The 15,519-nt window shown below is 67.6% G+C and carries 16 protein-coding genes; 6 read left to right on the plus strand and 10 right to left on the minus strand.

The genetic code is table 11. The annotated features are described in order from the left end of the window. Positions 1-4: 4 nt before the first annotated feature. From ACJASC_RS04825 to ACJASC_RS04860, 8 genes are all read right to left on the minus strand, one after another. The gene (locus ACJASC_RS04825; RefSeq protein WP_415144004.1) at positions 5-781 is read right to left on the minus strand and encodes an enoyl-CoA hydratase-related protein; all 777 of its coding nucleotides are present in this window, start codon (positions 779-781) and stop codon (positions 5-7) included. A 69-nt stretch (positions 782-850) separates the two neighbouring features. After that, positions 851-1,294, minus strand: a complete 444-nt coding sequence (locus tag ACJASC_RS04830) for a cytochrome c-type biogenesis protein (RefSeq protein ID WP_415144006.1) — start codon at positions 1,292-1,294, stop codon at positions 851-853. Next, positions 1,291-3,264, minus strand: coding sequence for a heme lyase CcmF/NrfE family subunit (locus tag ACJASC_RS04835; RefSeq protein WP_415144008.1), 1,974 nt, complete (start codon positions 3,262-3,264; stop codon positions 1,291-1,293). The genes ACJASC_RS04830 and ACJASC_RS04835 overlap by 4 nt, the downstream gene beginning before the upstream one ends. A 79-nt stretch (positions 3,265-3,343) precedes the next feature. Continuing rightward, entirely contained in the window at positions 3,344-3,904 is a 561-nt protein-coding gene (locus tag ACJASC_RS04840) for a holin family protein (protein ID WP_415144010.1), read from the minus strand. Further along, positions 3,895-4,506 (minus strand): holin-associated N-acetylmuramidase, encoded by a 612-nt coding sequence (locus tag ACJASC_RS04845; protein ID WP_415144012.1) that lies wholly within the window; start codon positions 4,504-4,506, stop codon positions 3,895-3,897. The genes ACJASC_RS04840 and ACJASC_RS04845 overlap by 10 nt, the downstream gene beginning before the upstream one ends. A gap of 44 nt (positions 4,507-4,550) precedes the next feature. After that, positions 4,551-5,009: a cytochrome c maturation protein CcmE gene (gene ccmE, locus ACJASC_RS04850; RefSeq protein WP_415144014.1), complete on the minus strand. Its 459-nt coding sequence runs from the start codon at positions 5,007-5,009 to the stop codon at positions 4,551-4,553. Beyond that, positions 5,009-6,037: an N-acetyl-gamma-glutamyl-phosphate reductase gene (argC, locus tag ACJASC_RS04855; protein WP_415144016.1), complete on the minus strand. Its 1,029-nt coding sequence runs from the start codon at positions 6,035-6,037 to the stop codon at positions 5,009-5,011. The genes ccmE and argC overlap by 1 nt, the downstream gene beginning before the upstream one ends. A 42-nt stretch (positions 6,038-6,079) precedes the next feature. Then, positions 6,080-6,892, minus strand: coding sequence for a glutamate racemase (locus ACJASC_RS04860; RefSeq protein ID WP_415144018.1), 813 nt, complete (start codon positions 6,890-6,892; stop codon positions 6,080-6,082). Between the two features lie 284 nt (positions 6,893-7,176). On the opposite strand from ACJASC_RS04860, the gene ACJASC_RS04865 reads away from it, so the two are divergent. The 4 genes from ACJASC_RS04865 (at position 7,177) to grxD (ending at position 11,366) form a co-directional block, all read left to right on the plus strand. Further along, entirely contained in the window at positions 7,177-8,082 is a 906-nt protein-coding gene (locus ACJASC_RS04865; protein WP_021693495.1) for a LysR family transcriptional regulator, read from the plus strand. A gap of 352 nt (positions 8,083-8,434) precedes the next feature. After that, on the plus strand, positions 8,435-10,624 hold the full coding sequence (gene purL / locus ACJASC_RS04870) for a phosphoribosylformylglycinamidine synthase subunit PurL (RefSeq protein WP_415144020.1): 2,190 nt from the start codon (positions 8,435-8,437) through the stop codon (positions 10,622-10,624). 92 nt (positions 10,625-10,716) lie between these two features. Continuing rightward, on the plus strand, positions 10,717-10,959 hold the full coding sequence (locus tag ACJASC_RS04875; RefSeq protein WP_021693492.1) for a BolA/IbaG family iron-sulfur metabolism protein: 243 nt from the start codon (positions 10,717-10,719) through the stop codon (positions 10,957-10,959). Between the two features lie 26 nt (positions 10,960-10,985). Further along, positions 10,986-11,366, plus strand: coding sequence for a Grx4 family monothiol glutaredoxin (grxD, locus tag ACJASC_RS04880; protein ID WP_021693491.1), 381 nt, complete (start codon positions 10,986-10,988; stop codon positions 11,364-11,366). A 77-nt stretch (positions 11,367-11,443) separates the two neighbouring features. On the opposite strand, the gene ACJASC_RS04885 is transcribed toward grxD, so the two are convergent. Together ACJASC_RS04885 and ACJASC_RS04890 are read right to left on the minus strand one after the other, a co-directional pair. Beyond that, a complete protein-coding gene (locus tag ACJASC_RS04885) occupies positions 11,444-11,851 on the minus strand; it encodes a cell division protein ZapA (RefSeq protein ID WP_021693490.1) in 408 nt (135 codons plus the stop codon). Next, positions 11,851-12,318: a hypothetical protein gene (locus tag ACJASC_RS04890; RefSeq protein ID WP_415144023.1), complete on the minus strand. Its 468-nt coding sequence runs from the start codon at positions 12,316-12,318 to the stop codon at positions 11,851-11,853. Before ACJASC_RS04890 ends, ACJASC_RS04885 begins: the two co-directional genes overlap by 1 nt. Before the next feature lie 223 nt (positions 12,319-12,541). On the opposite strand from ACJASC_RS04890, the gene tkt reads away from it, so the two are divergent. After that, positions 12,542-14,557 (plus strand): transketolase, encoded by a 2,016-nt coding sequence (tkt, locus tag ACJASC_RS04895; protein WP_021693488.1) that lies wholly within the window; start codon positions 12,542-12,544, stop codon positions 14,555-14,557. A gap of 141 nt (positions 14,558-14,698) precedes the next feature. Further along, positions 14,699-15,514: a class I SAM-dependent methyltransferase gene (locus ACJASC_RS04900; protein WP_415144026.1), complete on the plus strand. Its 816-nt coding sequence runs from the start codon at positions 14,699-14,701 to the stop codon at positions 15,512-15,514. Positions 15,515-15,519 lie beyond the last annotated feature (5 nt).

The raw sequence follows: 15,519 nt of genomic DNA on the forward strand, positions 1-15,519 counted from the left end.
GGCGTCAGCGCCCCTCGAACCGGGGGGCGCGCTTTTCGATGAAGGCCACGACCCCCTCCTTGAAATCACGGCTGCGCCCGCAGACGCCCTGCAGGCGCGCCTCGAGGGCGAGCTGCGCCTCGAACCCGTTCTCGGGGCTGGCGCGCATCGCCTCGCGCAGCTGGCGGTAGGTTTCGGTCGGCCCCTGCGCCAGCTGCGCCGCCCGTGCCTGACAGCGCTCTTCGAAATCGGCCTCGGGCGCGGCTTCGTAGATCATGCCCCATTCGGCCGCCTGACGCGCGGGAATCCGGTCGGCAAAGAGCATCGCCCCCATCGCACGGGCCGATCCCACCTGCCGGGGCAACGTCCATGTCCCGCCCGCATCGGGGATGAGGCCGATCCGGGTGAAGGCCTGGGTGAAATGCGCGGCCTCCGAGGCGATCACCACGTCGCAGGCCAGCGCCAGGTTGGCCCCCGCCCCCGCCGCCGCGCCGTTCACCGCCGCAATGCTCGGCACCGGGAGGTCCCGCAGCGCCAGCAGCATCGGCACGTATTCGTCGCGCAGCACGCGTTCGAGATCGGTGGCGTTGGCGTTGCCTGTATCGCCCAGATCCTGACCCGAGCAGAAGGCCCGTCCCGCGCCGGTCAGCACCAGCACCCGCGCCGAAGCGTCGAGGTTGCGCAGCGCATGGGTGATCTCGGCCCGCATCTGGGTGTTGAGCGCGTTCATCACCGCCGGACGGTCGAGCGTGAGCCGCGCCACGCCCGCATCCACCGCGAGACCGATCGTCTGGTAGTCCATCAAAGCTCTCCCCCTCGGTTCACCGACGAGCCTACAGCGACGCGCCCACGAACCAAGCGCGACCGAGCGTCAGGGCTTCAGGATGTCCCTGAGCCGCGCCTCTTCGTCCTCGGTGAGGCGATCCTCGGGGCCGGAGGCGCGCCGCCGGATCGACACGAAGGCGACGCCGCCCGCGAGGATGAGCAGGCCGGGGGCCGCAAGCCACAGGATCAGGTTCGCGCCAGAGGCGTCGGGTTTGAGCAGCACGTATTCGCCGTAGCGGTCGACCACGGCCTGCACGGCTTCTGCGTCGCTGTCGCCCGCCACCAGCCGCTCGCGCACCATGAGGCGCAGATCGCGGCTGACGCCGGCGTTGCTTTCGTCGATGCTCTCGTTGCGGCAAACCGGGCAGCGCAGCCCCGCGCTGATGTCACGCGCGCGCGCCTCGAGCGCGGGATCGTCGAGCACCTCGTCGGGCTCCACCGCGAAGGCGGGTGCGGCCACGAGGGCGAGAAGGAGCGCGAGGCGTCTCATTCCGCCGCCACCGGCGCCGGGCTCGCGCGCCGGGCCCCCGCCGCCACGCGCATCCGTCGGTCCGACAGCGACACCACGCCGCCCAGCGCCATCAGGATCGAGCCGCCCCAGATCCATGCCGCCATCGGTTTGACATGGCTGCGCACGGCCCAGCCGCCGCCCTCCTGCGGATCGCCGATCACGACGTAGAGGTCGCGCCAGATGCCGCCATCGATCCCGGCCTCGGTCGTCGGCATGCCCGCCACCGGGTAGAACCGCTTTTCGGGATGCAGCGTCGCGATCTCGGCCCCGCTTGCGCGCAGGGTCATGTCGCCCATGGTGGTGACATAGTTCGGCCCGCGGGTCTCGCGCACCGCGTCGAGCGTGATCTCGTAGCGCCCGAGGCTCCAGCTGTCGCCGATCTCGGCGACGCGGATGTCCTCCTGCTGCCACGCCAGCAGCCCGGCGATGCCGATGATGGTGACACCGAGACCGCCATGCGCGAGGCCCCGGCCCGAATCGGCGCGCGGGAGGCGGCGCAGGCGGGCCAGACGGGCGCGCGTGGTGCCACGCCCGCTGCGCGACCACAGATCGATCCCGGCACCGCCTATGACCCAGCCCCCGAGTGCCAAGCCGAGCGGCCCCAGCGCCGATCGCCCCGAGCCCAAGGCATAGCCGAGCAGCAGGAGCGCGCCTGCGAGCGCCGCGGCGGGCCAGAGCTGACGCAGCACCCGGACCCCGGTCGCGCGCTTCCACGCCAGCAACGTGCCGAATGGCAGCAGCAGCGCCAGCGCCACGAAGAATGGCGTGAAGGCCGCGTCGAAGAAGGGCGGTCCGACCGAGAGCACGCGCCCGAAGGCCATCTCGGCGACAAGCGGCCACAGCGTGCCGACGAAGACCACCATCGCCGCCACGGCGAGCAGCACGTTGTTGGCCACGAGCGCGCTTTCGCGGCTCACCAGACCGAACACACCCTTGGCCTCCATCGCATGCGCGCGGGCGGCATAGAGCGTCAGCGCGCCGCCGGTGAAGACGGCGAGGATCATCAGGATGAAGATGCCGCGCTCGGGGTCATTGGCAAAGGCGTGAACCGAAGTGAGCACGCCGGAGCGCACGATGAAGGTGCCGAGGAGCGAGAAGCTGAAGGCGAGAATCGCCAGCAGCACGGTCCAGCTTTTGAGCGCCTCGCGCTTTTCAGTGACAATGGCCGAGTGCAGCAGCGCCGCCGCCAGAAGCCATGGCATGAAGCTCGCATTCTCGACCGGGTCCCAGAACCAGAAGCCACCCCAGCCCAGCTCGTAATAGGCCCACCAAGAGCCCAGCGCGATGCCGACGGTGAGAAACAGCCACGCCGCCAGCGTCCATGGCCGGACCCAACGCGCCCATGCCGCATCCACCCGCCCCTCGATCAGCGCGGCGACCGCGAAGGAAAAGGACATCGAGAGGCCGACATAACCGAGATAGAGAAACGGCGGATGGAAGGCGAGGCCGGGGTCCTGCAGCAGCGGGTTCAGGTCTTGGCCGTCGAAGGGCGGCACCGCCATACGCAGGAACGGGTTCGAGGTGAAGAGCAGGAAGGCATAGAAGGCGACGCCGATCGAGGCCTGCACCGCCAGCACGCGAGCGCGCAGCCGCTCGGGCAGGTTGCCGCCGAACCATGCGGCGCTGGCGCCGAAGCCCGACAGGATCAGCAGCCATAAAAGCAGCGAGCCCTCGTGATTGCCCCAGACGCCGCTCACTTTGTAGAGCATCGGTTTCAGCGAATGAGAGTTGGCCACCACCAGCGCCACCGAAAAATCCGAGGTGACGAAGGCCACCGTCAGCGCCCCGAAGGCGAAGGCGGTCAGCGCGAATTGCGCGGTGGCGGCGGGCTCGGCCACGCCCATCCAGCCGCGCCAGCCCTTTTGTGCGCCGATGAGCGGCACCACCATCTGCACGATGGCGGTCGCAAAAGCCAGAATCAGGGCGAAATGTCCAAGTTCGATCAACATGGACAAGGTTGTAACCGATCCGCCCGCCCCGCGCTATCTCAGGCGCGGGACGGATCGTCGCTCCCGCGCCGGAAGGTGGTCACGCCTGCGTGCGCCGCCAATCCTCAAGCGCCGCGTTGACGTCGCCAGTGCCCGACGGTCGCGGCAGCGACCGTGGCAGAGGCGCGGCGATGGGTTCGGGGCCGGGAGCGGGCGGCGCGGCGGGCCGCAAAGCGCGAATCCGAACCAGCGCCTCGGCCATGTCGCGTTCAAAGCTCTGGCCATGCGCCTGCATCCGCGCCCCGAAATAGAAGCTGACGATCGCGCCCATCAGCCACCACAGCGGCTCGGGCACCAGGGCCAGCCCCTCCATCCGCGCCATGAACCAGACCGGATCGGCCATCGCCGCGCCGATGAGACCGATCGTGCCGAAGGCCATTGCGGGACGCGGCAGCCGGTTCAGCCCGTCGACGAAGCGGTCCCAGCCGCCGCGCCTTTCATGCGCCATCTCGGCGGCGAATTGCGCCAGCACATCCGCGCGATGCCCCGAGGCGCGTTCGGCCCCTGCCTCGGCGTTCTCGCGGAACGCCTCGACCGTCTCGACCACGACGTTGCGGCGCGCGCCGAACAGCGTGGCCACGATCCCCCCGATCAGCCCCATGCCGCCACCCTTTTGCGATGCTGTGCCTCGGTGAGCCGGTATTTCGGTGAGATGAAGCTCTCGGCGCGGGTGATCCATCCGCCCTTGCCGCCGTCGCGCCTGCGCGCGTATTTGCGGCTCGCCGGTCGGCGATCCGCGAGGTTGTAGTAATAGTTGCGCCGGGCGATGCCGTAGGCGTCCGCCAGATGATCGGGCGCCGCCGCCTGTGCCCGCGCGGCCGCCGCGACGGTCTGGGGTCCGATGATGCCGTCGATCGCGACGGGAATGCGCATCGCCACCAGCAGGTGCTGCAGGATCTTGACCGCGTTGGCGCCGGAATTGACATACATGTCGAAGGCCGAGGCCCGCAGCCTTTCGGGCAGCGCGTCGATGCGCGGCCGCTTGTAGTAATGCTCGATGAATATATCGGTGGCCTGCGCCCGGCTCAGGCGCCTGAGATCGGCCGTGGTGATCCGGCCATCGCCATCGAGATCATAGCCCAGCCGCCGCAGCGTGCCGATGGTGACGCCCATGTTCGTCGCCCCGCCCGGATCGTCCGGGTCGTCGACATAGCCGCCCTCGCGCATGACGATCTCGGCCGCGATCTCTTCCACGCTCTTCATGTCTCACCCTCCGTAACCCCGGGGGAAAGAATGCCGAGAGACGGTTAATTCGACGCGGGCACTGCGTTCGGTGCCTTGTAGACGCCCTGTTCCTGCAGCGCGTCGATCACCTCTTTCGGCATGTAGCTCTCATCGTGCTTGGCGAGGATCTCGATCGCCTCGAACCGCTCACCGGTCCAGCGGCCCTGCCCCACCATGCCCTGTCCCTCTTCAAAGAGGTCGGGCAGGATGCCGGTATAGCTCACCGGGACCGAGGCCGCGCCGTCAGTGACCGAGAATGTCACCGTCTCGCCCTGCCCGCGAAGGAGCGTGCCCTCCTCGACCAGACCGCCGAGGCGGAACACCTCGGTGGGCGCGGGCGGCTCGGCCACGAGCTGCGCGGGCGAGCGGAAGAAATTGATGCCATCGCGCATCGCATAGCCGATGATGCCGGTGGCCAGCACCTGCGCCACGCCGGCGAGCACGAGGATCTGGATCCTCCGGGTCTTCTTGAGGCCGCGCATCAGGGAAACACCGGGGCCAGCATCAGCCCCTCCGTCTCGGGCAGGCCGAGCATCAGGTTGGCGTTCTGCAGCGCCTGACCCGAAGAGCCCTTGCATAAATTGTCGAGCGTCGAGACGACGAGCGTGCGGCCCGAGACCCGGTCGCCCGCAACCCCCATATGGCAGAAGTTCGACCCCTGCACATGGCTCATCCCCGGCAGCTTGCCGAAGGGCAGCACGCGCAGGAACGGCTCGGCCTCGTAGCGCGATTGCAAAGCTGCATGAATGGCTTGCGGATCACCCTTGACGTAGCACGAGGCGAGGATGCCACGGTTCACCGGCACGAGATGCGGGGTGAAGAGGATGCGCACGTCGCGCCCTGCAATCCGGGAGAACTCCTGATCGAACTCGCCCAGATGCCGATGCGTGCCGCCTGCCGAATAGGCCAGAACATCCTCGCTCCGCTCGGCAAAGAGCATGTTCTCCTTGAGCGAGCGACCGGCCCCCGAGACACCGTTCTTGAGATCGCAGACGATGTCGTCGAGGTCGATCAGCCCCTTCTCGATCAGCGGGCGCAGCGCGAATTGCACGGTGGCGGCGTTGCAGCCGGTGCCCGCAACGAGCCGCGCGCCCGCGATTTCGTCGCGATAGAACTCGGTCAGGCCGTAGACCGCTTCGGCTTGCAGATCCATCGCGGCATGCGGCTTTCCGTACCATTTCTCGTATTCGCCATCGTTCCGGAGCCGGAAATCAGCCGAGAGGTCGACGATCTTCAGATCCTTCGGCAGATCCGCGATCACCGACTGGCTCATCGCATGCGGCAGCGCGCAAAAGGCGATGTCGATGGCCGAGAAGTCGATCTCGTCGATGGTACAAAGCCGGGGCAGTTCGAGATGGCCCAGATGCGGGAACACCTCGCCCATCGCCATGCCGGCCTTGCGGTCGCCCGACAGTGCCGAGACCTCGATGCCGGGATGGGTGGCGATCAGGCGGACAAGCTCGGCGCCGGTATAGCCCGAGGCTCCGAGGATGGCGGCGGAATGGGTCATGTGGGGCTCCTTGCCGGAGAGGGAATGGGACGGACGCGGCGCTCAGGCCGGGATGAACTCGATCTTGCGGCGCAGGAACTGCGTGGCGCGGTTCGACACGTTTCTCGGGTTGCCGGTGGTCAGGAACAAGCTCTCGGTACCGGGGCCGACCATCTCGGGGCGACGGTCAAGGTAATCCGCGAGGCTCTCGGCCACGAGGCTGGCCTGGCTGAAGACACGCACATTGTCGCCCAGCGCGTCCTGGAATATCTCTTCCATCAGCGGGTAATGCGTGCAGCCGAGGATCGCAGCGTCGGGTTCGGGCATCTTGCGCTTGAGCGCATCGACATGGCTGCGCACCAGCGCCTCGGCGAGGATCAGGTCGCCCTCCTCGATCGCGTCGACCACGCCGCCGCAGGCCTGCGCCTCGACATCGACGCCGATGGCGCGGAAGGCCAGCTCGCGCTGGAACGCACGGCTGCGCACGGTGGCGGGGGTGGCAAAGAGCGCCACGTGCCTCACGCCGACCTCGCGCGGCGGGGAGTTGTCGCCCCAATGCCGCTCCGTCAGCGCCTCGATCAGCGGCACGAAGACGCCCAGGACCCGCTTGCCCTTGGGCACCCAGCCCTCCTGCATCCGGCGAAGTGCTGCGGCCGAGGCGGTGTTGCAGGCGAGGATCACCAGATCGCAGCCCGCATCGAACAGCCGCTCGGTCGCCTGCGTGGTCAGATCATAGATGTCGTCGGCGGTTCGCACGCCGTAGGGCGCGTGGGCGTTGTCGCCGAAATAGACGAGCGGCACCTGCGGCAGGCGCTTTTCGATCGCGCCCAGCACCGTGAGCCCGCCCAACCCGCTATCGAAGATCCCGACCGCCATCGCGCCACCTTGCTCATTTGCCTTGTAGGGCCCGAGACATACGAGGCTTTGCGGGGGAAATCCATCGGTGCTTTGGCGTGCCGCCTGCGACCGGGATGCGCCGAGCGGCGCGACGCCGCGTTTCGATGCGCGAACCGGTGAGAATTTCGGCAATTTTCATATTTTGCCGTTATGCTGCGCGCGGTCGGACTCGTCATGTCGCGAAATATCGTGCAGGCGCTTTGCAAGGACCACCTCCCGCCATAGATGGCGCGACGCAACGGACAAGTCAGGACGGGCAGACGATGGACTGGGACAAGCTGCGAATTTTTCATGCGGTGGCGGATGCGGGCAGCCTCACCCACGCGGGCGATTCGCTGCATCTGAGCCAGTCGGCGGTAAGTCGGCAGATCCGGTCGCTGGAGGAGCAGCTCAACACCACGCTGTTCCACCGCCACGCGCGCGGGCTGATCCTCACCGAGCAGGGCGAATTGCTGTTCGACGCGACCCGCGCCATGAACAAGCGGCTCGAGGCCGCCTCGGCGCGCATCCGCGACAGCGAGGAGGAGGTGTTCGGCGAGATCAAGATCACCACACCGATCGGCTTCGGAACGCTGTGGCTCGCGCCGCGCCTGCCCAAGCTCTACGAGCGCTATCCCGATCTCAAGATCGACCTGATCCTCGAGGAGCGCGTGCTCGACCTGCCGATGCGCGAGGCCGATGTCGCGATCCGCATGAAGGAGCCGAGCCAGGCCGACCTGATCCGCAAGCGGCTGATGAACGTGCGGATGCGGCTCTATGCGACGCAGGACTATCTCGACAAGAGAGGGGCCATCGACCGGGTCGAGGATTTCGAGAACCATCGCCTGATCTGCCAGAACCCGAGTTCGGCTCAGGTCGCGGCGGGGGCCACGATGGTACAGCAGCTTCTGGCCCACAACATTCCGTCCCTGCTTACCGTCAACAACTATTTCGGCGTGCTGCAGGCGGTGCTCAACAACCTCGGCGTCGGCGTGCTGCCCAACTATCTCAACGAGCATTTCCCAGGACTGGTGCGGGTGCTGCCCGATCATGAATCCGGCGAGGTCCCCGTGTTTCTCGCCTATCCCGAGGAACTGCGCCAATCCAAGCGCGTCGCCGCGTTCCGCGATTTCGTTCAGGAAGAGGTGCAGGCGCATAGGCGCAAGCTCCGCGAACAGGTCGCGGATTAGGCAGGTTGCCTAAAAACAGCCATGCGCATGACGCATGGCGGCCTTGACTGCAAGTCGGGGCATTTGAACTTGATCGTTCACTTCCTGCTATATATCTCGGCAATTGAAGCCGATGGTGCTTTGCGGCGCATCGCTTCATACCTCCCTGTTGGACTTGCCGGGCCATTGTGCCCGGCTTTTTTTTGGCCCGACACCGAATCGCTCTCGCGCTCACGGCCCTCTGCAAGGCGTCGGTGAAAGCCGAAGTCGCCTTGGTGGCCGGGCCCCCTGCCCTCGACGAAACGGTCGAAACCCGCTTTCCCCTGCGGCGCCCCGCTTGTATGACGCGCGCGACCAGCAGGAGAGCGCCCGCATGTCCGACCCCCAGATCACCGACGACCTCATCGCCGCGCACGGGCTCAAGCCTGACGAATACGCGCGCATCCTCGAGATCATCGGCCGTGCGCCGAGCTTTACCGAGCTTGGCATCTTTTCGGCGATGTGGAACGAGCACTGCTCCTACAAATCCTCGAAGAAATGGCTGCGCACTCTGCCGACCGAAGGACCGCAAGTGATCTGCGGCCCCGGCGAGAATGCGGGCGTGGTCGATATCGGGGATGGTCAGGCCGTGGTCTTCAAGATGGAGAGCCACAACCACCCGAGCTACATCGAACCCTATCAGGGGGCGGCGACCGGCGTGGGCGGCATCCTGCGCGACGTGTTCACCATGGGCGCGCGGCCTATCGCGGCGATGAACGCGCTGAGCTTCGGCAGCCTCGACCACCCCAAGACCCGCAGCCTCGTATCGGGCGTCGTCTCGGGCGTCGGCGGCTATGGCAACTGCTTCGGTGTGCCGAATGTCGGCGGCGAGGTGCGGTTCCACCCCAGCTACAACGGCAACTGCCTCGTCAACGCCTTTGCCGCCGGTCTCGCCGATGCGGATGCGATCTTCTATTCGGCCGCGAGCGGCGTCGGCATGCCGGTGGTTTATCTTGGCGCGAAAACGGGACGCGACGGCGTCGGCGGCGCGACTATGGCCTCGGCCGAGTTCGACGACACGATCGAGGACAAGCGTCCCACCGTGCAGGTCGGCGATCCCTTCACCGAAAAGCGGTTGATGGAAGCCTGCTTGGAACTGATGGCCTCGGGCGCAGTGATCTCGATTCAGGACATGGGCGCCGCCGGTCTTACCTGTTCGGCGGTGGAGATGGGCGACAAGGGCAATCTTGGCATCCGGCTCGACCTCGACCGCGTGCCCTGCCGCGAGAAGGCGATGACCGCCTATGAAATGATGCTCTCGGAGAGCCAGGAGCGGATGCTCATGGTGCTACGCCCCGAAAAGGAGACGCAGGCCCGCGCGATCTTCGACAAGTGGGACCTCGACTTCGCCATCGTCGGCGAGACGATCCCCGAGGACCGGTTCCTGATCGTGCATGGCGACGAGGTGAAGGCCGACCTGCCGCTCAAGGCGCTGTCGGGCACTGCGCCGGAATACGACCGCCCTTGGGTCGAGACCCCGGCCCCGACGGCACTGGGTCCGGTCGATGAGATCGACGCGATCGAGGGGCTGCGCGCGCTGATCGGCTCGACCAACCACGCCCACAAGGCCTGGGTCTGGGAGCAGTACGATCACATGGTGATGGGCGACACGGCGCGCGCCCCGGGTGCGGGATCGGGACTGGTGCGGGTGCACGGCACCGACAAGACGCTGGCCTTCACCTCGGACGTGACGCCGCGCTACGTCTTTGCCAACCCCTATGAGGGTGGCAAGCAGGCGGTGGCCGAAGCGTGGCGCAACCTGATCGCCACGGGGGCCAAGCCGCTCGCCGCGACCGACAACCTGAACTTCGGCAACCCCGAAAAGCCCGAGATCATGGGTCAGCTCGTCGGCGCCATCAAGGGCATTGGCGAAGCCTGCGAAGCGCTCGACTTCCCGATCGTGTCGGGCAACGTCTCGCTCTACAACGAGACCGACGGCACCGGCATCCTGCCCACCCCCACCATCGGCGGCGTCGGGCTGATCGAAACCTCCGACCGCGCCATCGGCACCGAGCCTCGCGAGGGCGACGTGGCGCTGGTGCTGGGCACCACCGAGGGGCATCTGGGCCGCTCGGCGCTGCTGTGGGAAATGCTGGGCCGCGACGAGGGCGACGCCCCGCATGTCGATCTGGCGACCGAAATGGCGCATGGCCTCTTCGTGCGCGACAATCACGCGGCGATCCGCGCCTGCACCGACCTTTCGGATGGTGGCCTCGCACTCGCCGCCTTCGAGATGGCCGAGGGAGCGGGGCTGGGTGTCGAGATCGGCGTCACCGGCACCGCCGCGCTCTTTGGCGAGGATCAGGGCCGCTACCTGATCGCCGCCGATGAGCAGAGCGCCGCCATGCTGGAGGCTGCCGCCGGCTCCGCCGGCCTGCCGCTGGCGCGGATCGGCCGCTTTGGCGGAACGAAAGTCAGCTTCGGTGGCGCCACCGCGCCGCTGGCCGAGCTGTCGAAGCTCTACCGCACCGCCTTCGAGAGCGCGCTGCACATCCCCGCGGCCGAGGCCGAGCTGGCGGTCTGAGGCGGCAGCGCCCCCTGCCCCGGCGGCGGCCTTGCGTGCCGCCGGGTCGCCGCCTACATCTGATGCGAAACACAAAGGCGAGGACGACCGACATGGCGATGAGCGCACAGGAAATCGAGGATCTGCTCCGCGAGACCTTTCCAGAGGCGAAGATCGTCATCACCGACCTTGCCGGAGACGGCAACCATTACGCCGCCGAAGTGATCGACGAGAGCTTTCGCGGCCAGAACCGGGTGCAGCAGCAGCGCGCCGTCTATGCAGCACTCAAGGGCCGTATGGACGGCCCCTCGGGTGATCTGCACGCGCTGGCGCTGACCACCAAGGCGCCCGACTGACCATTCCCCCGCAAAGGACACCGACCATGACCGCGCAGGACACCACCGACGCCAACGCCCGCATCGAGGAGCTCGTTACCTCGAACGACGTCGTGCTCTTCATGAAGGGCACCAAGACCATGCCGCAATGCGGCTTTTCGAGCCGCGTCGCCGGCGTGCTCAACTTCATGGGCCTCGAGTTTCGCGACGTGAACGTGCTTGAGGACAACGACATCCGTCAGGGCATCAAGGACTACTCCGAGTGGCCGACGATCCCGCAGCTCTATGTGAAGGGCGAATTTGTCGGCGGCTGCGACATCATCACCGAGATGACGCTCTCGGGCGAGCTGGACCAGCTTCTCGAAAAGAACGGCGTGACCTTCGACAAGGACGCCGCCGACAAGATCCGCGAAGCCAACAAGGGCTGATCCGCGGACCCTTGCGACGACAAAGGCCGTGCCTTCGGGCGCGGCCTTTTGCATGTGCCGAAGGGGGCGTCGTGCGCTCAGACGCCCGCCTTCTCGACCCTCTCGGCCAGCGCCTCGGCCCGCGCCGTCATCTCGGCAAGCATCTCGATCAGCCCGTGCGGGATCACCGGCACCTCGACCTCGACCTTATGCGGCTCGGTGCGCATCTTGTTCAGCGTGGCCTCCGTCTGGCTCAGCCGCCGTTCGACCTGCCCGACATAGCTCTCGGCCTGCCGCAGCCGATCCTCGAGCCCCGCCGCGCGGTCGGCCAGCATCAGCCCGGCCATCAGCAGCATCTTGCTCTCGGGCATGCGCCCGGCCTGGCTCGCCAGCCCGGAGGCCTCCTCGTCAAGCAGCTTGGCGGCGGCGGTGAGATAGGGCTCCTCGCCCGACTGGCAGGCGACGGTAAAGGCGCGCCCGCCGATGGTAACCTCGACCTGCGGCATCACTCGCGCTCCTCGACCAGCGGTTTCAGTTCGGACAGCACCGCGCCGAGCTCGGCCACCTCGGCGTCGCGCTCGGCGCGCAACGCCTCCAGCTCGGCGGCCATGGCGCGGTCGATCAGCTCGGGATCGGCCAGCTCGGCCTCCATCGCCTCGCGCAGCTCACCCGCGACCTCACGCAGTTCGGCATTGGAATGGCGCAGCGCCTGAAGCTGCCCGTCGAGCTCGGCCATCTGGGCGTTCTGCGCTTCGATTCGCGCCTCGAAGGCGGCGAGCCGGTTGTCCTGCTCCTCTCGCAGGGCCTTGAGCCGATCCTCGAGCTCGACATTCGCCTGCTGCTGCGCGTCGAGCTCGGCTCCGAGCGCGCCGTCATCGCCGCGCGGCCCGGCGTTCTCGATCAGGTCGAGCCCTTGGCCGATCCGGTCCAGCGCCGCGGAAAGGCGGCTCTCCAATTCGGTGATGTCGGTCATCGCGCCCCTGCCTGCCCTGCCCCGTCGCCGCCTCGGTCGGCCGGGGGGCCGTCCGAATCGCGCCGGGCTTCGGAAAACCTAGACCACGCCTCCGCGACCCGCAAACCGCGCCGCGCCAGACACATGGCTCCGCCCGTCCGCTTGAACTCGCCCGCGGCCCCTGTCAATACCATGCGCAACGAGGGGCCGCGGCCGCGCCCCCGATGCAAACCGGAGGTTACCCATGGACATCGCCGCCCTGCGCGACAAGCATCCCGAGCACTGGAGGAAGGCTGCGGCCATCCGCACCCTGACCCTCGACGCCGTTGCCGCCGCCAATTCGGGCCACTCCGGCATGCCGATGGGCATGGCCGACGTCGCGACCGTGCTGTTCGACAAGCATATGAAATTCGACCCCAAGGCGCCGACCTGGGCCGACCGCGACCGCTTCATCCTTTCGGTGGGCCACGGCTCGATGCTACTCTATTCGGTGCTGCATCTGACCGGCTATGAGGAAGTGCCGCTCGAAGAGATCAAGAACTTCCGCCAGTGGGGCTCCAAGACCGCCGGTCATCCCGAGAGCGAGTATCTCGACGCCGTCGAGACCACCACCGGCCCGCTCGGCCAGGGCATCGCCAACTCGGTGGGCTTTGCCATCGCCGAAGAGATGCTGCGCGCGAAATACGGCCCCAAGATCATCGATCACTACACTTGGGTGATGGCCGGTGACGGCTGCCTCATGGAGGGCGTGAGCCAGGAGGCGATCGCGCTTGCGGGCATGCAGAAGCTCTCCAAGCTCGTCGTGTTCTTCGACGACAACGGCATCACCATCGACGGCAAGGTGTCGATCGCCGACATCACCGATCAGGCCAAGCGCTTCGAGGCCTCGGGCTGGCACGTGCAGTCGATCGACGGGCACGACCCCGAGGCAATCGACGCGGCCATCGAGGCCGCCAAGGCCGACCCGCGCCCCTCGATGATCGCCTGCAAGACGCATATCGCGCTCGGCTCCTCGGCGCAGGACACCGCCAAGGGCCACGGCGCGCTGACCGATGAGAAGCTGATCGCCGACACCAAGGCCGCCTATGGCTGGGAGCACGGCGCCTTCGAGATCCCCGGCGACGTCAAAGCGCAGTGGGAGGCGATGGGCGCGCGCGGCGCCAAGGCGCATGACGAGTGGCGCGAGCGTTTCGACGCGCTCTCCGAGCGCAAGCGCATGGAATTCGAGCGCGCCTTCGCCGGCGAAGCGCCCAAGGCGCTGGCCGCCAAGATCCGCGCCTTCAAGAAGGAGACCGTGGAGAACGCCAAATCGGTCGCCTCGCGCAAATCCTCCGAGATGGTGCTCAACGTCGTCAACGGCGTGATGACCGAGACCGTGGGCGGTTCGGCCGACCTGACGGGCTCGAACAACACCCGTTCGGGCGACATGGAGGTGTTCTCGCCGGAGAACCGCTCGGGCCGCTATATCCATTACGGCATCCGCGAGCATGGCATGGCCGCGGCGATGAACGGCATCGCGCTGCATGGCGGTCTGCGCCCATACGGCGGCACCTTCATGGCCTTCACCGACTATGCGCGCGGCGCGATGCGCCTCTCGGCGCTGATGCATCAGCCGGTGGTCTACGTGATGACGCATGACAGCATCGGTCTGGGCGAGGACGGCCCGACCCACCAGCCGGTCGAACACCTGTCGATGCTGCGTGCGACGCCGAACACCTACGTGTTCCGTCCCGCCGACACCGTCGAGACCGCCGAGGCGTGGGAGATCGCGCTGTCGACCTCCGACCGCCCCTCGGTGCTGGCGCTGAGCCGCCAGAACCTGATGCCGGTCCGCGACGAGCACAAGTCGAAGAACCTCACCGAGCAGGGCGCCTACGTGCTGCGCGAAGCGGGCGAGAAGCGCCGCGCGATCCTCATGGCCTCGGGCTCCGAGGTCGAGATCGCGATCAAGGCGCGCGACATCCTCGAGGCCGAGGGCATCGGCACCCGCGTCGTCTCCGTGCCTTGCATGGAGCTTTTCGCCGCGCAGGACGAGAGCTACCGCAAGCGCGTGCTGCCCGCGGGCCCGGTCCGCGTGGCAGTCGAGGCCGGCGTGCGCCAGAGCTGGGACCGGCTGCTTTTGGGCGAGCGCGGCCGCGAGCCCAAGGCGGGCTTCGTCGGCATGGAGGGGTTCGGCGCATCCGCTCCGGCCGAGACGCTCTACGAGAAGTTCGGCATCACCGCCGAGGCCGTGGCCGCGAAGGTGAAATCGCTGCTCTGAGCGGGCGTCGTTTCGAGAACAAGGGGGCGGTCTTCGGGCCGCCCCTTTTGCATGCGGCCTTGGCAGATCGCGCTTCGGCGATCGGCGCGATTTCGTGTTATGCTGCGGCCCGGCGGGACCCTCTCGTCAGGGAGTACGATCATGGCCGAGGCCCCCCGCTTCTTCACCGGCGACATTCCCCGTCATTACGACGAGGGCCTCGGGCCATGGATCTTCGCGGATGCCGCAAGCGACCTTGCCCGCCGCGCCGCCGCGCTGGCGCCCGCCTCGGTATTGGAGAGCGCCGCCGGCACCGGCATCCTGAGCCGCCGCCTGCGCGATGCCCTTCCCGCCTCGGCCCGCCTCGTCGTCACCGACCTCAGCCCGGCGATGCTCGATGTGGCGCGGACCAAATTTGCCGCGGACGAAGCGGTCGACGTCGCGCAGGCAGACGCCATGTCCCTGCCCTTTCCCGGGGCGAGCTTCGATCTTGTGGTCTGCCAGTTCGGGGTGATGTTCTTTCCCGACAAGGTAGACGCCTTTCGCGAGGCCGCGCGGGTGCTGCGGCCCGGTGGGCATCTGTTGTTCAACAGCTGGGCTTTGATGCGCGACAATGCCTTCGCGCAGGTCGCCCAAGCGGTCTCGGAGCAGGTGTTTCCCGAAGATCCGCCCGGCTTTTACACGTACCCTTTTTCCTATGGCGATCCGGCGCAGGCGCTGTCGGACTTGTCGCAGGCGGGTCTTGTCGCGGGACACGCGGAGCTCTGCCTGCGCCGCGAGGTCACCGACCCTGAGGGGTTCGCGCGCGGTCTCGTCCAGGGCAACCCGATCATCGCCGAGCTGGCCGAGCGCGGCATCGCCCCCGACACCGTCGTCTCCGCGATGCGCGAGGAGCTGGAGGCACGCCTCGGCACGCCGCCGGTGCTCGACCTCAAGGCGCATGTGTTCACGGCGCGCAAGCCCGAAACCGCCCGATAGAGCGC

Source organism: Limimaricola cinnabarinus, assembly GCF_047631075.1.
Lineage (GTDB): Bacteria > Pseudomonadota > Alphaproteobacteria > Rhodobacterales > Rhodobacteraceae > Limimaricola > Limimaricola cinnabarinus.